At 50.4% G+C, this 19844-nt stretch carries 14 protein-coding genes; 10 read left to right on the forward strand and 4 right to left on the reverse strand.

Annotation, left to right across the window (positions count from 1 at the left end; all coding sequences use genetic code 11):
* Nucleotides 1-8: 8 nt before the first annotated feature.
* On the reverse strand, nucleotides 9-2090 hold the full coding sequence (locus ACSHX2_RS11230; protein ID WP_435693043.1) for a M3 family metallopeptidase: 2082 nt from the start codon (nucleotides 2088-2090) through the stop codon (nucleotides 9-11).
* Between the two features lie 282 nt (nucleotides 2091-2372).
* Between ACSHX2_RS11230 and ACSHX2_RS11235 the strand changes: the two genes are divergently transcribed.
* Complete coding sequence (locus ACSHX2_RS11235) at nucleotides 2373-3920, forward strand: glycogen synthase (RefSeq protein ID WP_435693044.1); 1548 nt, start codon at nucleotides 2373-2375, stop codon at nucleotides 3918-3920.
* Between the two features lie 8 nt (nucleotides 3921-3928).
* Here the strand turns inward: ACSHX2_RS11235 and ACSHX2_RS11240 are convergent, their stop codons facing one another.
* Nucleotides 3929-5293 carry a mechanosensitive ion channel family protein gene (locus tag ACSHX2_RS11240; RefSeq protein ID WP_435693045.1) on the reverse strand — a complete coding sequence of 455 codons (1365 nt, stop codon included), beginning with the start codon at nucleotides 5291-5293 and terminating at the stop codon, nucleotides 3929-3931.
* A gap of 260 nt (nucleotides 5294-5553) precedes the next feature.
* Here ACSHX2_RS11240 and ACSHX2_RS11245 point away from each other — a divergent pair, with 260 nt between their 5' ends.
* From ACSHX2_RS11245 to ACSHX2_RS11255, 3 genes are all read left to right on the forward strand, one after another.
* On the forward strand, nucleotides 5554-6267 hold the full coding sequence (locus ACSHX2_RS11245) for a GDSL-type esterase/lipase family protein (protein WP_435693046.1): 714 nt from the start codon (nucleotides 5554-5556) through the stop codon (nucleotides 6265-6267).
* Nucleotides 6268-6341: 74 nt separating this feature from the next.
* Entirely contained in the window at nucleotides 6342-7190 is an 849-nt protein-coding gene (locus ACSHX2_RS11250) for a GH25 family lysozyme (protein ID WP_435693047.1), read from the forward strand.
* An 84-nt stretch (nucleotides 7191-7274) separates the two neighbouring features.
* Complete coding sequence (locus ACSHX2_RS11255) at nucleotides 7275-8633, forward strand: sulfatase family protein (protein WP_435693048.1); 1359 nt, start codon at nucleotides 7275-7277, stop codon at nucleotides 8631-8633.
* Nucleotides 8634-8724: 91 nt separating this feature from the next.
* Here ACSHX2_RS11255 and ACSHX2_RS11260 read toward each other — a convergent pair whose 3' ends face one another.
* The gene (locus tag ACSHX2_RS11260) at nucleotides 8725-9387 is read right to left on the reverse strand and encodes a response regulator (protein ID WP_435693049.1); all 663 of its coding nucleotides are present in this window, start codon (nucleotides 9385-9387) and stop codon (nucleotides 8725-8727) included.
* 10 nt (nucleotides 9388-9397) lie between these two features.
* Nucleotides 9398-11431: a histidine kinase gene (locus ACSHX2_RS11265; protein ID WP_435693050.1), complete on the reverse strand. Its 2034-nt coding sequence runs from the start codon at nucleotides 11429-11431 to the stop codon at nucleotides 9398-9400.
* A gap of 686 nt (nucleotides 11432-12117) precedes the next feature.
* On the opposite strand from ACSHX2_RS11265, the gene ACSHX2_RS11270 reads away from it, so the two are divergent.
* The 6 genes from ACSHX2_RS11270 (at nucleotide 12118) to ACSHX2_RS11295 (ending at nucleotide 19799) form a co-directional block, all read left to right on the forward strand.
* Nucleotides 12118-13617 (forward strand): DUF1254 domain-containing protein, encoded by a 1500-nt coding sequence (locus ACSHX2_RS11270; RefSeq protein ID WP_435693051.1) that lies wholly within the window; start codon nucleotides 12118-12120, stop codon nucleotides 13615-13617.
* A 124-nt stretch (nucleotides 13618-13741) separates the two neighbouring features.
* Nucleotides 13742-14446, forward strand: a complete 705-nt coding sequence (locus tag ACSHX2_RS11275; RefSeq protein WP_435693052.1) for a neuromedin U — start codon at nucleotides 13742-13744, stop codon at nucleotides 14444-14446.
* A gap of 96 nt (nucleotides 14447-14542) precedes the next feature.
* On the forward strand, nucleotides 14543-15967 hold the full coding sequence (locus ACSHX2_RS11280; RefSeq protein WP_435693053.1) for a DUF1254 domain-containing protein: 1425 nt from the start codon (nucleotides 14543-14545) through the stop codon (nucleotides 15965-15967).
* Between the two features lie 21 nt (nucleotides 15968-15988).
* Nucleotides 15989-17413, forward strand: a complete 1425-nt coding sequence (locus ACSHX2_RS11285) for a DUF1254 domain-containing protein (protein WP_435693054.1) — start codon at nucleotides 15989-15991, stop codon at nucleotides 17411-17413.
* 101 nt (nucleotides 17414-17514) lie between these two features.
* Nucleotides 17515-19026, forward strand: a complete 1512-nt coding sequence (locus ACSHX2_RS11290; protein ID WP_435693055.1) for a DUF1254 domain-containing protein — start codon at nucleotides 17515-17517, stop codon at nucleotides 19024-19026.
* A 98-nt stretch (nucleotides 19027-19124) separates the two neighbouring features.
* On the forward strand, nucleotides 19125-19799 hold the full coding sequence (locus ACSHX2_RS11295) for a tetratricopeptide repeat protein (protein ID WP_435693056.1): 675 nt from the start codon (nucleotides 19125-19127) through the stop codon (nucleotides 19797-19799).
* The last annotated feature ends 45 nt before the right edge of the window (nucleotides 19800-19844 follow it).

The following is a 19844-nucleotide window of genomic DNA, read 5'->3' on the forward strand; positions in this document are numbered from 1 at the left end:
GGTGTGCGCTACGCCAAACCTGCTCGCTCTAACAAGGGAGTCAGCTCTGGATCGCGCGACATGAAAGCTCGGTAAGATTCGTCTACCGGACGAGAATTTCCGCGTGCGAGAATCTCGCGGCGGAAGCTCATGCCAGTTTCCGTATTGAGAATTCCTTCTTCCTGGAAGCGGGTGAATGCATCTGCATCTAACACCTCTGCCCACTTATAGGAATAGTAGCCAGAAGCGTAGGCCACTGGACCTGAGAAAAGATGAGAGAACCTGCGAGCAATCGTCGGAGACTCGGTAGCAAGTGGCGTTTTATAGCCCTTGAGAATTTCTCTATCCAATACGTCGAGATCACCGCCTTTATACTTCTTAAAATTCTGATGGAGCTCCAGATCTAGCTTACCGAGTGAGAGCTGACGCATGAAGCCAGTGGCGCTCATATAATTTTTCGCTGCCACCATTTTTTGGAATAGCTCCTCAGGTATGGTCTCACCAGTCTCGTAATGGGTGGCGAACATATCGAGCGATTCACGATCCCAACAAAAGTTCTCCATGATCTGTGATGGCAGTTCGACAAAATCCCAAGGGACATTAGTTCCCGAAAGTGAACGCACCTCCACATCACCTAACAAGTGGTGGAGCAGGTGACCGAATTCATGGAAGATCGTTTCCACTTCGCGATGATCAAGCAACGCTGGCTTATCGCCGACAGGTTTCGTCATGTTACCAATCATCAAGCCCAGATGCGGATCACGCGTACCATTCTCAACCGGCCCACCGGTCCTAAGCGAGTTCATCCATGCGCCACCGCGTTTGGTAGCACGCGGGTGCCAATCAGCATAAAAAGATCCTAACAACTCGTTAGATTCGGCATCGAACACATCATAAAACTTACAATCTTCATGCCATACCTGCACTTTACCTTCTTCGTCTTTGCCGTAGACGGAATCCACTTGAGTGATATGGATACCGAAAAGCTTAGATGTGATAGAAAACATTCCGGCCATCACTTGATCTACAGGGAAGTACGGACGGAGCGCTTCGTCATCAAAGTCATACTGTTCTTTGCGTCGCTTTTCAGCCCAATACCCAGTATCCCAAGGTTCAAGCGGAGCTGAAGCTCCACCTGTCTTCTCGGCCTTGTAATCCTGCAGTTCCTGCGTGTCGGTGAGGAATTGCTCTTTGATGCGACCGTGTAAGTCTTCGGTGAAATCGAGGGCTGCTTGACCATTTTTCGCCATGCGTCGTTGAAGCACTAGATCTGGAAACGAGGCGTGACCAAGCACTTCAGCTTTACGCTGACGTAGCTCGATAATTTCCCAGATCAACTCTGTGTTATCATAATTCCCATCGCGCCCAATCGTTCCATTGGCTTCCCAAATTTCCTTCCGTAGCGCATCATCATCCGCATACTGCATCGCTGGCCCCATGGAGGGGTGCTGAAGAGTGAAACGGTATTTCGGATCATCCTCAGAGCCGTGACCCTGCTGGAGCGCATCGAGCCGTGCAGACTCTTTTGCCATTTCTGGCAGACCTGTTAGGCGGGATTCATCTTGAATAATAAGTTCCCACGCATTGGTCGAATCTAACACATTCTCTGAAAATTTCTTAGTCTTCTGCGAGAGCTCGGCATCTATCTCAGCCACTTCAGCTTTTTTGTCCGCAGGAAGATCAGCCCCAGCCTGAATGAAATCAGCACAGGTCTCTTCAATGAAGCGCTTCTTTACGGTACTGAGCGTTTTTACAGCAGGACTATCAGCAAAGGCTTTCAGCGTTTTCCAGATGTCAGCATCCAGAGAAATTTGAGAGTAAAATGAGGAAACCTGTGGAAGCATGCCATTCATACCCGCACGCTGCTCAGGGTTGTCATCGACAGAATCAAGATGACTCAGTCTTCCCCAGCCGTACTCCAGCTCTTGAGCCGCATTTTCAAGCGCTCCAAAGGTGTTCTCGTATGTTACTTCAGATGCGTCGATTTTACGGATGGAGTCGAGCCGTTGCTCAGCTAGCTCGAGAGCTTTTGTGATATCGGCTTCGATGTGATCTGGAGTGAGTGAGGCCCAAGGAATATGATAAGAGTCGGTTAAAAAAGGGTGCTGCATAAAGTGAAATTTGATTTAGCTTCACTAAAGCCGCTTCAGCGCATTTGTCACCGAGAAATATCTACTCATACTAAATAGCTCTCCGATCACTTGGCATACGAGTTGCTGTTAGTTGAATATGAACCCATCTCATGATGTGTGTCAGAGCTGTCAGCATTCACAACTCCACTTTTGTGATTCAGTAGATTACAAAATATCGCGTCAATCCTTGATAAGCCTTAGAATTTCCGCCACTCTATATTTGAAGCCCACCCCCAATATTTGCTATCCAAGCTAACGACCATGAGTAATGCCCCAACGAACGACGAGAAGCCTACATCTGAACCAAAATCACGCATCCTTGTCGTTACTCCTGAGATTACTTATCTGCCCTCAGGAATGGGCAATCTCGCGCAGCGATTAAGTGCTAAAGCTGGGGGGATGGCAGACGTGTCCGCCTCGCTGGTCAAAGCTCTCTACGATCAAGGAGCTGACGTCCACGTCGCCCTGCCGAACTACCGCAACATGTTCAACACGGACATGAAGGAAATTTTCGACCGCCAGTATGAGCGTGTCTCAGATGCACTTCCTGACAAACGCATTCACCTCGCTGAAGACCGCGTCTTTTACCGCCGCAGCAAGGTGTATGATGTTGCTGAAAATCATACCACGGCACTCGCCTTCCAGCGCGAAGTCATCAACAACATCATCCCTCGTGTAAAACCAGATCTCATCCACTGCAATGACTGGATGACTGGTCTCATACCAGCTGCGGCCAAGCGACTCGGTATTCCCAGCCTCTTTACCTGTCACAACATTCACTCCGAACGCCTCACCATGGCCTACATGGAAGAAAAAGGGATCGATGCAGCAGACTTCTGGGAGTACCTCTATTTTACAGAACAGCCAGACAGCTACGATCACGCGCGCAATGATATTCCTGTCGACCTGTTAGCCACTGGCATTTTTGCCGCAGACCATGTCAACTCCGTGAGCACTTCCTTTTTATATGAAGTAGTGGAAGGGCGACACGAGTTCGTACCAGATGCCATTAAAAATGAACTGGCAAATAAAGTCTACGCAGGCTGCGCAAGCGGCATTCTCAATGCTCCAGATGAATACCTGAAGCCAGAGTCTGATCCGTTTTTAGAGCACCACTACAATGCCGACACCTTCGTCAAGGGCAAGGCTATGAATAAGGCTAAACTGCAAGCAGCTTCAGGGCTCGCCATAGACCCCGATGCTCCTATTCTATTCTGGCCATCGCGGCTCGACCCAATGCAAAAAGGCTGCCAGCTATTAGCCGACATTATGTACGACACCATCGCTGATTATGCGCATCTGAACCTACAGGTTGTTATTGTTGCCAGCGGTTCCTTCTCACAACACTTCAAAGACATCGTGGCTTTACATGAGCTTGAAGGCAAAGTCGCTGTTTGTGATTTTGACGAAAGCCTCTCACACCTCGCATACGCTGGCTCAGACTTCATGCTCATGCCATCGCGTTTTGAACCCTGTGGGCTCCCTCAAATGGTAGCTCCTAAATATGGCTCCATCTCCATCGTCCATGATACGGGTGGACTACATGATACCGTATGGCACATGCACCACGATGGTAAGCTCGGAAATGGTTTCCGCTTTGAGCACTACAGCCCTTCAGGCCTTCGCTGGGCGATTGATGAAGCGCTTAAGTTCTATCAGTGGGATCCGGCCATCAAACAGAAAACGATTCGCCGTGTGATGAGAGAGAGTGCTCTAATGTTTAACCATGAAAACACCGCAGCAGCCTATATCCAGCGCTACGAAAAAATCCTCGGCCGAGAAGTTGTAGACACTCCGTACAACCAATAGCACGCAGGCTAATCCGTCACTTTGTGCATCACAATTTCTTGCTGTGGTTTAGGTATGGAAATTCCTTCTTTAGCAAAACGCTCTTTGACTTCCTTAGTGAGGTCCCAGTGCACTGGCCAGTAATCTTCGGTCTTCACCCACGGGCGCACAAAGAGGATCACTGCGGACTCTGATAGATCTTGAACTCCCAATGCCACCTCCGGCTTTGGCAAAACCAAGGCATGCGCTTCTGCCATTTCCTTAAGTAAGTTCGACGCTTTCTGAATGTCATCTCCATAACTAATCCGGAAAAGTAAATCCACACGTCTTACAGCACGTGCGGTATAGTTGGTGATCGTGTTGCCCCAGGCTTTTCTGTTAGGGATCACCAGCTCTTTGTTATCGATTGTCACTAAAGTGGTATTCAAAAAGCTCATCTTCTCCACTTTCCCTTTCACTCCGTCGATCAAGATGAAGTCATCCACATCAAATGGCTTGTAAACCATAATCATCAGCCCGCTCCAAAAGTTTGAAATACTATCCTGAAGAGCAAAACCAATAATCACACCACCAGCACCTAATGCTGTTAGCATGGATGCTACGTGCACCCCTACTGCCGCCAGAGCGAGCAGAAACCCTATAAAAAACACTACAAAGCCTATGGTCTTTTGGATAAACCGACGCAGCATCACTGAACCTCTTCGATGACGACGCATGATACGTCGAGTGAGACCTGCCATGAGTTTGCCTAAAAGGGCAAAAATGATGACTATAGAGAAAAATCGAATCGCCTTCTTAACGAACTTTTCACTTCCCTCCCGACTGTCAAACCACACGCCAAAATCAGCTGCGATAGCAGTCACACGGTCCGTAGTACTCTTCGCCACCACATCCTTGGTATCCACGACAGCATCCACGTAAAGTCTTTCAGTTTCAACATTCCCTCCCTTTTTCTCGAGCGCTCTCAAAATAGTTTTGATATGCTTCACCAGCTTTACTTCATGCTGGCGGTTCTCGTACTGCTTTTCCCTAAGCTCTATTCCTCGCTCACTATTCTGCTCCTCATCGGACAAGCGAGCGACCTCTAAGTTGTTGTTGGAAGATGCAATAATTAACTGCTTGAGTGTATGCATCCACTCTTTGAGTTCTAGCTCCAGCTCATCTTTCGTAAGTGGACGCAACATCATCTCGAGCTCACCTGATGACACCTCCACTCCTCGCTGATCAGCAGTGAGTGTATAATGCAGCGAGTTAGGATCTGCCGCTGCCTCAGCGATTACCGCACGGCCCACAGGATCCCCTTCTTGCGTAGGTAGTTGCTCGCCAGTTTTCTCTAGGGCGGATAGGCTGCCAAGCAAGGAGAGCCAAATGACGGATAAAATGGATAACTTCATTATTTACTTCGTATGGTACTTCTCAATCTCTAACTTTCCTCAGAAAAAAGCGACAGGGTGATCCTGTGAAAAACGGCAAAAGCCAAAGCTGGATAGTTCATAATTATATCGTGAGCCCATCATTAAGTGGGTTGCGACAACAGCGCTATGCTGGAAGCAAGGAGAGCACAATGCCAGTGAAAAAACACACCTATTACCCTCCTATATAGCTACAAGCCAGGAGCATTTGAAAGATGACCAGCAAATATAAAGTACAAGCTATGATGAAATACCTCGCTCTCTTTCTTGGAATTCTATCCCTCCCTCTCTCGGCGGAAACATCCCTCTCCACCACAGCTGAGAGTCGCACCCAAAAATGGTGGATGCCCAGACACCAAGAAAAATTAGAGCAAAAAAAGGTCCTCGGAGACGTCCAGCTCGTCTTCATTGGCGACTCTATCACCCACGCTTGGGAGAACAAGGGTAAGGACGTATGGGAAAAAGAATACGCACCCTACAAGGCTCTTAACCTGGGCTATAGTGCAGACCGCACGGAGAATGCTCTCTGGCGAATTGAAAATGGCGAAGTCGATGAAATCTCACCAAAAGCCATCGTCATCATGATTGGCACCAACAACGCTGGACACCGTGACGAACCCTCGGAACAAACCGCGTTAGGCATCAAAGCGATTCTCGATTTGTTAGAAAAAAAGCAACCTGAAGCCAAAATTCTCCTACTCGGCATTTTCCCACGCGGCGCCACCCCTGAAGATCCAAAGCGTATACTCACCGACGGCACTAACAAAATCATCGAAACATATGCCGACAACAAACGCATCTTCTACCTCAATATCAACAACACATTCCTCGAGGAAAACGGAACGCTCTCCAGAAATGTCATGAAAGACCTGCTCCACCCGAACCCAGACCAATACCAAGTCTGGGCAGATGCCATCCGTCCACAGCTAGGCCAGCTCCTAGCGACAAAACACTAGATCCGTGTATCCCCATGCATTTTCACCTTACTTCTTCCCTCTAACAAATAGATCGTGTAGGCTACGAAATCGCTATGACATTCCGACACTTTCTCCTGCTCTTGGCGGCAGTACTACCACTTCTATCCTGTGCTACTCCATACGGTCGAGTGAGCTTTAAATCAGCACCTCAAATCATCAATGTCTCCGAATATGATCCTAAAGAAAAGCAGCGCTCTGGCCGCAGTTACACCCCTTCGAATCAAAAAGCACTGGTAGACAATGGAGCCCTAGGTCTCATTGCCCGTGCAACCAAAGGCAGCCACTACGACACTAAATGTGGCGAGTTCCTCGCGGGTGCCGAACGCCAAGGCATGCTACTAGGATCGTACTGCTTCGTGGTCCCTAACCAATCAGCACAAGAACAAGCGAGCCGCTTTCTCGGGAGGTTAAGTGCAATCAAGAAAAACTATCGACTACAAACGCAACGTATACTTTTAGTAGCAGATTTCGACACGAAGTGTAGCGCTAATTTGATGGTAGGGTTTGTTGATCAAATCTATCGTCGCACCGGTATCCAGCCCGTCGTTTATCTAGAAAATGGACCTCAAATTCGCAAAACATTAAATCGCGCTAGTGAAGCTCAGAAACACCGCCTGCGCAAATGCCCCTACTGGCTAGCCCTCTACAGCAATGGCTATACAAATTTAGAAAACCCTCACAAACTAGCCCACGCTTCAGGAGTGTGGCATGATTGGAGCATGTGGCAATATGGTGGTGTGTTTTGGGAGAATGGACGCTCAAAGATTCACAATTACAATGGTGGCAACTGGAATACTCCAAAGTACTTTGGCAACATGGACCGCCCGATGGAGCGCAATGGCTTCAATGGCAGCACTAGCCAACTCTATGCCTTCTGGGGAAAACACTCTTGGGCTTGGTAAGCACAGAGATCTCGCTTGCTGAACAGCTTCTTATCATTTACCCATATACAGTAAGAAACCGATTTTAAACTCAGTACTACAGCTATGCGATTCAACTTACTACACCTTGGCCTCTGCCTACTCGGCGCGGCTTCTCTCCAGGCCGCACCTGATCAACCCAATATCGTCGTCATCATGGCCGATGACATGGGCTATGGTGATTCCGAAACCTACGGCAATGACCTCATCAAAACGCCTAACATGAACCGACTCGCCAAAGAAGGCGTCAAGTTCACCGAGTTCTATTCACCCGCTGGAGTATGCTCCCCCTCACGTTCCGCTATTCTTACCGGTCGCACACCCTATCGAAACGGTGTCTGGCGTCACCTTTCTGGCAACCACGATGCACACCTCCGTGCCAGTGAAATCACCTACCCTAAACTCCTCAAAGCTGCCGGTTACGATACCTGCCACGTAGGTAAATGGCACTTACTCTCCAAACAGCAGTTCAACAACCCTGAGTTCCCTCAGCCAGGTGAACACGGCTACAACTACTGGATGTATACCCAGAACAATGCCATCAAGAGCCACAAAAACCCGAACAACTTTTTCCGCAATGGCAAAGAGGTTGGAAATACTGAAGGCTACTCTGCACAGCTCGTCGCTGGTGAAGCAGTACATTGGCTAGAAGACCTACGCGATAAAGAGAAACCTTTCGTACTCTCAGTATGGTTCCACGAGCCACACTCCCCAATTGCTACAGATTCTCGCTTCCAAGACCTCTATAAAGGCCAAAAAAACAGCAAGTACATGGGCAACATCACTCAGATGGACAACGGCATCGGCATGGTTCTCGACGCTCTAGATAAAGAAGGGGTCAGCGAAAACACTATAGTATTTTTCACTTCTGATAACGGCCCAGTACCAGCCTACGGCGGCTCCTCCGGTGGCTTGCGCGGTAATAAGCGCAGCGGCTACGAAGGCGGCATCCGTGTTCCGGGCATTGTTCGTTGGCCAGCTAAGATTAAGCCGGGCACAGAGAGCAACGTACCAGTCATCGGTACCGACATCTTTGCCACTGCACTAGAAGTAGCAGGAGTACCTGTTCCGGCCGACCGCACTATTGATGCTGTTAGTATCCTTCCTGCCTTCGAAGGAAAACCAGTGGATCGTAAGATCCCACTTTTCTGGCGCACTCACGTATCCACTCCTCAGGACAGAGTCGCTATGCGCGTCGGCGATTGGAAAATCGTAGGTAATGAAACACTCACAGAATTCCAACTCTTCAACATCAAAGAAGACAGGAATGAGGAGAACGACCTCGCTAAAAAAATGCCTGAGAAGACTGATGAGCTTAAAGCGCAAATCATCGCCCTCTGGGAAAATATCGAAGAAGAAGGTCCTAGCGAATGGTGGAAAAACGAACGCCAGAAACCATCAAAAGGTGGTAAGCTCAGCTACTAAATAGACAGCCTCATCAATTTTCAGAATCAGCACTCGATGAGTGCTGATTTTTTTATGCACACTAAACATTCATAAGGTGAAAAACTCTATTCTAATCTCTCGGTAGGATTCCTGCACGGTAAGCTTTATCGATCGCAGCAGGAGCATTAACGACGTTAAGCTTTTCATAAATACGGCGAATATAAGTGGCCACACTGCCGTAGCCTATCCCTAGAAGGTCACCGATTTCTTTTTTCACCAATCCCTGACCAAGCAGCTTGAGAATTTCTAGCTCTCTCTCAGAAAGTGACTTCTCCACCTCAGAGCTTTGTGGTGCTTTTTTCCATTGGTCGAGGATGTAGACGGCCACCTTTGGATCGAGCGATGCACCACCCTCTTTGACCGTACGGATGCTGTCTTTGATTTGATTCACAGTGGATGACTTCAGCAAATAACCAGCAGCACCCTGCTGCAGAGCATGAAAAACATCTGCTGGAGCCTCGGACTGAGTCAGCACAATCACACTCGCACTTGGGAGATATTTCTTAAACCACGGTAATGCCTCCAGACCACTCATGCCTGGAAGATTAAGATCGAGTAGCACAATATCAGGAAGCGCCCTACTTCCTAGATCAGGCAAGCTTCTTAAAGCTACCTCCGCAGCGCCAAAGGTTCCACACAGGTGCATATCAGACTCAAGTTTTAGAGCCATTTCAATGGTTGCCCTATACTTAGGATGGTCCTCTACCAACATGACTTTGATCGGTTCTTTCATGGTCTCTTTTTTAAGAATTTAAAAAACCGAGTAACTTGTGCAACAAGTATCCTCGGCGATGCAGGGAGAGATGAATACAGAGCCCTCCTCCATTAGGATTTATTAGGCGAGCGCGGGCTCCCATCAGGCGAGCTCGACGCTTGAGTGACTGCGGCAACCCCTTACTACTAGGATCAGAAATCCCCTGCCCATCATCACAGACGGTTATTTCAATGCGTTTGCTATTAGCTACTAATTTGGTGCTCAGACTAGTGGCTCCCGAATGACGACAGATGTTAATCAGACATTCTTTATAAAATAACAATAAATCAGATCGGGTTCGCGGATGTAACTGCTTTAAACAAGCTTCACCCTCCACGCTGAACTCGTGCTTCAAGTGAACAACCACCCGTTGCGCAATTCGCTCCATGTCTCCCTGTAAACCAGAGGCCGAGAAATTACCTTCATATAAATTACTATAGTGTCGGACCACATTGCCCGTTTCCTCAGTTGCCTCACGAATCGTTTTTAGAATTTCATCCAGCTTAGCCGGCTCACTTAGAGAGTCGCGTGCCATATCACTCATCAGACCAATACAATGAATGTCAGCTCCAAGCTCATCGTGTAGATCCGCAGCGAAACGCTGGCGAATCTGACCAACATACTTCATCCGAACTAACCTCCCAATCAAGACGGTCAAAATAATCACAACGACTAGCAAAGCTGCTAACCAATACATCCGCATCAAGTTTTTTTGCTGCAGAACATAGCGATCTGCTGCTTCAGCCGCAACTTTCGGACGCTCTTTTTCCAAATTATGACGCCGCGCCAATTGATTCATCCATGTGCGAATCGATAAAATTTCTCCGTAGAAGTTTTTACCATCAGTGACATTAGCAAGCGGCCGCGTATACCCTCTAACCTCAAAGTCCAGATCAACATTCTTATCTTTAGCGATATTCATTCCATTGGATAACACCACTATTTCTGAGAAACCCACAAGGGACCTCAACCGAGACCCAAATCTATCAATATGAGGGATCAGCGCAGTCAGTCGAAGGTATCGCACTTCTGTTTCCTCAAAATTCAGCATGATAATAGGATCTGCATCAAAGACAGTCTCTACACGGTATTCGCAAAGCTGAACTGCATCTGAGAAATCAGGGTTATTGGCACCCTCGAGAATACAATATTCAGGAATACCAAAGGTCGGATGAATCACTTCTGGAACATTATCACTCAAGTCTACCGTATGAAGATGCACCTGACTCACTAAGCAGCTCTCTCCTAGGTCAATGGTCATTGAGGGCTGAGACCCATCATCTACAGTACTTACAAAAGACTTACTATCGGCCCCACCCGCAGCATCCATCAAGTAGGGTAAAGAGCCATCTACCACCGTCTCTTTGACTCGTGCACGCAGGGTAAATTGCTCCTGAGTAGATACTTTTACAGGCTTGCGCAAAGCAACATTCTCTTCGCCACTAAACACCATCATTTCAGAAAGCTGGAGCTGGTATAAACCATCCCATGCACGGGAGGTGAGTTTAGTTGCCTGAAACCTAACCCATGAAGCAGAAGTGACAGGAAAACGCACAATCAAAGGTTCGATCCGTGGCAATAACTCATCCTCAGCGGTAAAAGAAGCCACCACCCGACCTTCCGAATCACTACCATCGCCAACAATGATTTGGAACTCCTCAGGAAAGCCATCGGCCATCAGGCCAAATGTTGAATCTCGCCAGATCGTAGGGACTAAAGCCACCTGATCAATCAGGGTGCTTTCTCCTAAATCAATCTCTATCCATTCATTCTGATAAGGACCTTGACGCGCATGTGACCGCCAGCCCAGTGGCCCCATACTTCCTCGCATACTACATCTAGCAAGTTCATCTAACTCATGATCTATATCCTCCAGCCGTTGCTCCAGCTGAGCAAGAGACATCACTCCCGGATGCTCATTCGCAGCAAGAACACTGCACAGCTCTGCAAAGACCAAAGATACTAGCAGATACATAGTGAAGCGCATAGATAACCATCTAGCATTATTACCATGAGAAGTCATGCGGAAGCTCAAAACGCCCTGTCTACCAAACTGTGGACATACAGCTTTTGAAAACTGTGTAGGATTCAAATCACACAAGGCGGATCTGAGTGGTTCTGCAGTGTGTAAAAGAGGTTTTTCGTATTTACGACGATGGAGTATTCCTAAGACACTTATTCCAAATCTCACTAAACAGGGCTTTCTTCGGAGGGCCCTGTTTTTTTTGATGAAATAGCAGCGTGCCCATCTCGCCTATCTATGAATCATGGTTTTTGACTAAAGATCTTATATGAAACTGTTAGGTCACACCTAGATTTCAACAGCTTATTCGAAACCACGCGTTAGCTCATCCTACGTCTAACCTGACCGTCTAGCTACTCAATTTCAGCTGCTCAGTTCAGTCTAACACACCGACTCGTCTCGGATTGTTCCTACTTGTAATTCGTTCGATTATATTCTAGCAATTACCATAAATTTACAGTCAACGACTCTCGTCTATCACTCTAACAGTTAATGATCGTAACTGCTTCCCACACTAATGCTCCATGCCAGCTCATACACCTATGTGTCTTGAGCTACACACAGTGTCAACTTCGTGCCAAAACTGGAACTGACCACTCACCTGAAAACCTGTATTACACCTAGCTCGTTCTGAGCCTACTAGACTGTATCAAAAATACGAACAAGAACACTCTATGAAAGACACTATGAAACCAAGCAGCCTGAGGTACGCCGTCATCGGTGCTCTCGCTCTCAGCAGCTCCGCATTCGCCCAGATTTCAAAGGAATCCATGGATGCCATCGCCATCCCCGATAAAGTCGAAACCGCTATCGGCGATTTAGAATTCTTCGATGGCGTGCCGACTGATTCCACCATCGACACACTTTACGACAACCTCGACCGTATGCGCGGAGTCGAAGTCTACCTCAACCACTCTGGCGCCGGCTCACTCAATGCCATGCGTAAGGGCAACGCCAGCATTGGCGCGAATGCATCGAACAAGGTCACCATCACCGAGCAACTGCTCAAGCCCGAGTCACTCTACCTGACTGGCAATACATCCACCCTGTATGCCCTCACCTACCTCGACCTGAAAACCGATGGACCTTTAGTCGTTGAACTCCCTCCCGGCATGCTGGGCTTTCTCGACGATGCCTGGTTCCGTTTCGTCGAAAACCTCGGTGCGATCGGCCCAGACAAGGGCAAGGGCGGCAAGTACCTGCTACTCCCCCCAGGCTACAGCGGTGAGGAGCCCGAAGGCTATTTCATCGTTAAGCTCCCCACCTACAACAACCTGCTTTTCCTCCGTGGCTCGGTTGCCAAGGGGCTGGAGCCAGCCGTAGAAAACATCAAGTCCAAGCTCAAAATCTACCCACTCGCCAAAGCCGACACCCCACCTGCCACTGAGTTCTTTAACATATCCGGCAAAAGCTACAGCACCATCATCACCCACGACCTCAGCTTTTTCGAAGACCTCAATGCGCTAGTACAGGTAGAACCTATCGACGCCATCGGACCGGAAATGCGCGGCCAGCTAGCAGCCATCGGTATCGTCAAAGGCAAGCCATTCACTCCCGATTCTCGGATGAAGAAGCTCCTCAATGAAGCCGCGACTCTTGGCAACGCCACCGCCCGCGCCATCACCTACCAACCACGTATCGACGGCGTCTTCATCTACCCAGATACCGACAGCTCGTGGACCACGGCCTACGCTAACAAAAACACCTCCTTCGAAGCAGACGGCACGATGAATCTGGATGCCCGCCCACTCTTCTACTTCAATGCGACCGGCGTCACCCCAGCCATGGCCACCAGCCACGCAGGAGCAGGCTCTGATTACGCCCTCGCCTATCTAGACGCTGACAAGAACGCCTTCGACGGTTCAAAAACCTACAAACTCAACCTGCCGCCGAACGTTCCGATCAATAACTTCTGGGCAGTAACGGTCTACGACACACAAACGCGCTCACTCCTTCAAACCAGCCAGACCTTCCCCACCGTCGGCAGCCAGACTGAAGGAATTCAAAAGAACGAGGACGGTTCCTACGACATTTATTTCGGCCCTAAAGCACCAGAGGGCAAGGAAAACAACTGGCTAGAAACCATCCCTGGCAAGAGCTGGTTCACCTACCTGCGCATGTATGGCCCGCTTGAGCCATGGATTAACAAGACCTGGCGTCCGAGCGAGATCGAATTGGTGAAGTAATCCATCCACATCGGCCCCATCTATGAAGCTTCACAGCATTATCCCACTTGCCGCACTCATCGCGTGCGGCACATGCGCTAGCGCCCAGACGCAAAGCAGCTCCGACACTTCAATCTCGGACCTTGTGAAACTCAAGCAGAACCCAGTCAGTGGCTTGCGTCAGGTGGGACTCGATGTGACGATGAGCCCCGATGTCCCAGGCACCGGCGGCACGGAAGCTTCCTACTCCGCCCAGATCGTCTGGCCATTCTCGTTAGGCGAGGACTGGAAGCTCATTACCTACACCATCCTACCGGTCCTTCAGGCACCGCTGGGAAATGGTGATTACGAAGTCGGCCTCGGCAACACCCTGCTAAACATGTTTGTCTCGCCAGCAAAGCCGGACGGCAAACTCGTCTGGGGCGCTGGCCCCACCGTTCTACTACCGACTCGCACAGACCCGCTTCTCGGCTCCGACAGTGTCGGTATCGGTCCGTCTGGGGTACTCTACTATGCCGAGGAAAAATGGGGCGCCGGCGTGGTACTCCAGAACGTTTGGTCACTAGGTGGCGATGGAGCGGATGAAGTGAACGCCTTCGGCGCCCAGTACTTCCTCAACTATAACTTACCAGATGGCTGGTTCCTCTACAGCAATGCCACTATCACTGCCGATTGGGTCAGCCCTTCTAGTGACAGATGGACCATCCCGGTCGGCGGTGGCGTCGGCAAGGTATTCACCGTCGGCAAGCAGTCGATAAGCACATCCATCCAAGGACTCTACAACGCCGTCCGCCCGGACAACGCGGCGGATTGGGGCATCAACTTCCAGTTCTCCTTCCTCTTCCCCTAATAACTAGAAAACACCGCCTGACTCGAGCCAGTAAAAAACTGGCCCAGTAGTCAGCTCAAAAAACACCATATTCAACCATACTAAACATTTATCACAATGAAACCAACTACCATAGCATACACAGCACTCGCTGCGGTCTCGCTCACCTTCACGGGGACAGCCGCCGACATCTCGACCGCTCCTTCCCCAACGGAAATCAAAACCATCGCCGAAGAGGGCTTCGTTTACGGTCTACCGATCGTGATGAACTACGCCGTGATGAATGAATACGCCGTCGACAAGGATAGCAGCCAGTTCAAGGCACCATTCAATCAGCTCAAGAACGAACCTCGTGTTTACACCTACAAGGACACTGCAGTCATCACACCGAACAGTGACACTCCCTATTCCTTCACTTGGCTCGACCTACGTGCCGAGCCGATCGTCCTGACCGTGCCTGCAGTCGAAAAGGACCGCTACTACGCCGTCATGATGTGCGACGGAAATACCTACAACTATGGCTACATTGGCAGCCGCGCCACCGGTAACGACCCTGGCAGCTACATGGTCGCAGGCCCCGACTGGAAAGGCAAAAAGCCAGATGGTATCAAGCAAGTCTTCACTTCCAGCACCCCTTTCTCCATGGCCCTATACCGCACCCAGCTCTTCGACCCTGCGGACATGCCAAACGTGATCAAAGTACAGAACGGCTACAAGGTGGAGCCGCTTTCCGCGTTCCTCAAGCAACCCGCACCCGCCGCCGCACCGAAGATCGACTTCAGCCCGGCGACCACAGCTGGCGTCAAGGAGCACTTCTGGAGCTATCTCGACACAGCGCTCGAATACGTCCCGGAAACGGACATGGACAAGGACATCCGAGCCAAGCTCGCCACTATCGGTATCGGACCTAACAAGACCTTCGACTTGAAAGACCTTTCCCCAGAGCACCAGAAAGCCATCGTCGAAGGAATGAAGTCCGGTGATGAAAAAATCAGCACTTACCTTGCCTCGGGGATGACCGACGTCAACGGCTGGCAGGTTGGCTCCCTCCCGGGTGACGAAGCCCACTACAACGGCGACTGGCTCATGCGTTCCGGCACCGCCAAAGCAGGTCTCTATGGCAACAGCGCAGCCGAGGCAGTTTACCCGCTGACCCGTGTAGACGGAAATGGCGAAACGCTCGATTGCAGCAAAAACAACTACACCATCACCTTCCCAGCAGGCCAGTACCCACCGGTGAATGCCTTCTGGTCAGTCACCATGTATGATGGCAAGTCGCAGTTTCTGATCGAAAACCCGATCAACCGCTACCTCATCAACTCACCGATGATTCCGAACATGAAGAAAGGCGAAGATGGCTCTCTTACTCTTTACATCCAGAAAGACAATCCAGGCGGCGACCTTGAAGCCAACTGGCTCCCTGCACCAGACGACACAGTCTATCTTGTAATGCGTCTCTACTGGCCAACCACCAAAGCCCCTTCTGTCCTCCCAGCAGGTAGTGGAAGCTGGAAACCACCAGGCATCGTGAAATCAAAATAAAATCAATCAACACTCATAACAATGAAAGCAAATACTATAGCCTACACCGCACTCGCTGCGGTCTCGCTAACCTTCACGGGGACAGCCGCCGACATCTCGACGACTCCTTCACCGGCGGAAATCAAAACCATCGCCGAGGAGGGCTTCGTTTACGGACTGCCCATCGTCATGAACTACGCTGTGATGTACGAATATACCGTCGACAAGGGCGGTAGCCAGTTCAAAGCTCCGTTCAACCAACTTAAAAATGAGCCTCGCGTTTACACTTACAAGGACACTGCCGTCATCTCGCCGAATAGCGATACCCCCTACTCCTTTACCTGGCTCGATCTCCGCGCTGAACCGGTCGTCCTCACTGTGCCTAAGGTCGAAAAAAACCGCTATTACGCGGTGATGATGTGCGACAGCAACACCTACAACTACGGCTACATCGGCAGCCGCGCCACTGGTAATGATCCCGGTAACTACATGGTTGTCGGCCCCGATTGGAAAGGCGATAAGCCGGATGGCATCAAGGAAGTCTTCACTTCCACCACGCCCTTCTCCCTCGTCGCCTACCGCACTCAGCTCTTCAACCCAGAAGACATGCCGAACGTGATCAAGATTCAGGACGGCTATCAAGTGAAGCCGCTTTCAGTCTTCCTCAAGCAGCCTGCTCCTGAAACCGCACCAAAGATCGATTTCCTCCCAGCCACTACCGGCGGCATCAAGGAGAACTTTTTCCAGTATCTGGATGCAGCACTCGAGCTAGTCCCGACCACCGACGAGAACAAGGACATCCACGCCAAACTCGCATCCATCGGCATCGGCCCTGGCAAGACCTTCGACTTCAAGGACCTCAGCCCGGAACACAAGGCCGCCTTTGTCGAGGCAATGAAGGTCGGAGACGCACAGGTCAGCAAGTACCTTGCAGACGGCACCAAGAAAGTGAACAACTGGAACATCGGAGCCTTTTTCGGTGACCAGGAATTCTTCAGCGGTGACTGGCTCAAGCGTGCTGCAGGAGCCAAGGCCGGCATCTATGCCAATGACGCCATCGAAGCTACCTACCCCTACACCCGTGTGGATGGAAACGGCGACACGCTGGATTGTAGCAAGTCAAACTACACCCTCACCTTCCCCGCTGGCGAATACCCACCAGTCAACGCCTTCTGGTCGGTAACCATGTATGACGGAAAGTCCCAGCTCCTCATTGAGAATCCGATCAACCGTTACATCATCAACTCCCCGATGATGCCGAACATGAAGAAGAATGAAGACGGTTCATTGACGCTCTACATCCAGCACGAAAGTCCTGGAGCTGATAAGGAAGCCAACTGGCTCCCCGCTCCAAACGACACAGTCTATCTCGCCATGCGCCTCTACTGGCCTAAGACAGAAGCTCCTTCGGTCCTCCCTCCTGGCGACGGCAGCTGGAAGCCACCAGGCATCGTTAAAGTAAAATAATAGGACCTTTCTATTTCAAACTTCGCTGGCCGGATCACTCGGTCCGGCCAGCGCATTCAGCAGCGAATTCTTAAAATCTAAATTCTCACGACTCAATCACAATGAAACCAAACATCATCACACTAACACTCGCTGGCGCACTATCGCTGGCCACAGCACACGGACAGGCAGATCCTGCTCGCGAAGCCGCAAAAACAAAGGCAGCCTCCATCCCGGACACAGTCCAGACGGTCGCCGGAGAGCTCACATTCTTTGACGGCGTACCAACCGGCGACACTAACGACCTGGTCTACGACTACCTGACCCGTTCACGTGCGCTCGGTGTCTACCTTGATAATGTAGGCGCAGTATCCATAAGCACCGTGCTTCTCGGCATGGCTGAACAAGGTGCCGACGCTCCAAACAAAATCGCCATCTGGGAACAGCTGATGGACTCTCGGACTCCGGTCATCACATCAAACACATCCACCATGTATGCCTATGCTCCCACCGATCTGGCAAAGGATGGTCCGACAGTCATCGAGATCCCACCAGGCATGCTCGGTTTCCTCGATGACGCGTGGCAGCGCTTCGTCGGCAATATGGGTCTCACCGGACCGGACAAGGGCAAAGGCGGCAAATACCTCGTCATCCCTCCCGGCTATGAAGGTGAAATCCCCGACGGATATTTCCTACTAAAGCCAAAGACCAACAAGAACTTCCTCTTCCTCCGCGGATCTATCAAAGATGGTCTCGATGCTGCGGTTGAGAATTTTAAAACAGGACTCAAAGTCTATCCGCTAAAAGACGCTGCTAATCCTGCGCCGACCGAACTGATCAACATGTCTGGCAGATCATTCAGTACGATCTTCCCAAGCAACCTGGAGTACTTCGAAATCCTGAACGACATCGTCCAGGCAGAGCCGATCGAAGCGGTGAACCCAGAAGTTCGCGGCTACATGGCAGCCATTGGCATCGTCAAAGGCAAGCCCTTCAATCCCGATGAAAATATGAAGAAGCTGCTCACCGAAGCGGCAACGCTCGGCAATGCGGCTGGTCGCTCCATCACCTACGATCCTCGTATCGATGGTGTGAAATTCTATCCCGACTCGGATGAAAGTCAGTGGGTGACCGCCTACGCAAACAAGAATACCTCATTCGAAGCCGAAGGGATCATGGACCTCGATGCCCGTGTCTTATTCTATTACAATGCTGGAGGAGTAACTCCAGCCATGGCGACTCCTCATCTTGGAAGAGGCTCGGACTACGCCTTGGCCTTTCTTGATCAGAACAGCCAGCCCTTCGACGGATCGAAAACCTACAAGCTGCACATGCCACCAAACGTGCCGGTTAATAATTTCTGGGCAGTCACGATGTATGACACCCAAACCCGCTGCCAGCTCCAGACCAGCCAGCTGTTTCCAACGGTCGGCAGCCTGACCAAAGGGATCGAAAAAAATGCGGACGGCTCTTATGATCTCTACTTCGGACCTAAAGCTCCCGAAGGAAAAGCAGGTAACTGGCTAGCCACCAACTCCGGAAAAAGCTGGTTCTGCATCCTCCGCATGTATGGACCGCTCGAACCATGGATCGAAAAAACCTGGCGCCCAGGCGAGGTCGAACTCGTGAAATAATTTAAATCGCTCTTGAACCCCGCGAGCCGGACCTAATAAATCCGGCTCGCGTATTCAGCAGCGAAATTCAACATTCGAACGAACCGACCAAAAACACGATGATGTACCTGAAGAAAATCACTCACCTCACCACGACCCGCCTCGCACTTACGATGGTCGCAGCTCTCCTGATCAGCCCGGTCCAAGCCGGACTTGAGGAAGGGGTCGCGGCCTTTGAAGCCGGCAATCCGCAACTCGCCGCCACGGAATTTCGCACGGCAGCGGAAAAAGGTGACGCCGATTGCCAATTCAACCTGGCTCTAATGTATGAACAGGGAATGGGGATTCCCAAAGATGAGAAAGAAGCAGTTGTTTGGTACCGCAAATCCGCCGAGCTAGGGAATTCAAATGCGCAATTCAATCTAGGCGTTTTGTACGAACACGGGCGTGGCACCGCCGTGGATTTCGCGCAGGCCAATCAATGGTATCGCAAGGCTTCGGTGCAAGGCGATGCGCTTGCCATCGGAAATCTGGGCATGCTCTATGTGCGCGGCCAAGGAGTGAAGGCGGACAAGATCGCTGGCGTGGCACTGTTGTTACGGTCCGCCACCATGGACAACTCACCTGCGAATCATGCCAAGCGGAATATCACCGCAACCAAGGGCTTGAGTGTCGAAATGATCACCGAGGCACAGAGTCTTTCGGACGAGCTGGGTAAAGCCAAAGACCTTCAGGTCCCGCTGGATCAATATTTAAAAACCAAGGCTACCACTGCCGCCGGTGAATCAAAATAGGCTGGAACGCCTCCTCTAAATTAAGCACACTGATATCACAACGCC

It is taken from the genome of Rubritalea sp., from assembly GCF_051252225.1.
In the GTDB taxonomy this organism is placed as follows: domain Bacteria; phylum Verrucomicrobiota; class Verrucomicrobiia; order Verrucomicrobiales; family Akkermansiaceae; genus Rubritalea.

What these genes read in the sequence shown, in the direction of transcription:
- ACSHX2_RS11290 (WP_435693055.1), top strand. Translation starts at nt 17,515, where the DNA reads ATGAAACCAAACATCATCACACTAACACTCGCTGGCGCACTATCGCTG.
- ACSHX2_RS11265 (WP_435693050.1), bottom strand. Translation starts at nt 11,431, where the DNA reads ATGACTTCTCATGGTAATAATGCTAGATGGTTATCTATGCGCTTCACT.
- ACSHX2_RS11280 (WP_435693053.1), top strand. Translation starts at nt 14,543, where the DNA reads ATGAAACCAACTACCATAGCATACACAGCACTCGCTGCGGTCTCGCTC.
- ACSHX2_RS11295 (WP_435693056.1), top strand. Translation starts at nt 19,125, where the DNA reads ATGATGTACCTGAAGAAAATCACTCACCTCACCACGACCCGCCTCGCA.
- ACSHX2_RS11285 (WP_435693054.1), top strand. Translation starts at nt 15,989, where the DNA reads ATGAAAGCAAATACTATAGCCTACACCGCACTCGCTGCGGTCTCGCTA.
- ACSHX2_RS11240 (WP_435693045.1), bottom strand. Translation starts at nt 5,293, where the DNA reads ATGAAGTTATCCATTTTATCCGTCATTTGGCTCTCCTTGCTTGGCAGC.
- ACSHX2_RS11270 (WP_435693051.1), top strand. Translation starts at nt 12,118, where the DNA reads ATGAAACCAAGCAGCCTGAGGTACGCCGTCATCGGTGCTCTCGCTCTC.
- ACSHX2_RS11235 (WP_435693044.1), top strand. Translation starts at nt 2,373, where the DNA reads ATGAGTAATGCCCCAACGAACGACGAGAAGCCTACATCTGAACCAAAA.
- ACSHX2_RS11250 (WP_435693047.1), top strand. Translation starts at nt 6,342, where the DNA reads ATGACATTCCGACACTTTCTCCTGCTCTTGGCGGCAGTACTACCACTT.
- ACSHX2_RS11260 (WP_435693049.1), bottom strand. Translation starts at nt 9,387, where the DNA reads ATGAAAGAACCGATCAAAGTCATGTTGGTAGAGGACCATCCTAAGTAT.
- ACSHX2_RS11255 (WP_435693048.1), top strand. Translation starts at nt 7,275, where the DNA reads ATGCGATTCAACTTACTACACCTTGGCCTCTGCCTACTCGGCGCGGCT.
- ACSHX2_RS11245 (WP_435693046.1), top strand. Translation starts at nt 5,554, where the DNA reads ATGATGAAATACCTCGCTCTCTTTCTTGGAATTCTATCCCTCCCTCTC.
- ACSHX2_RS11230 (WP_435693043.1), bottom strand. Translation starts at nt 2,090, where the DNA reads ATGCAGCACCCTTTTTTAACCGACTCTTATCATATTCCTTGGGCCTCA.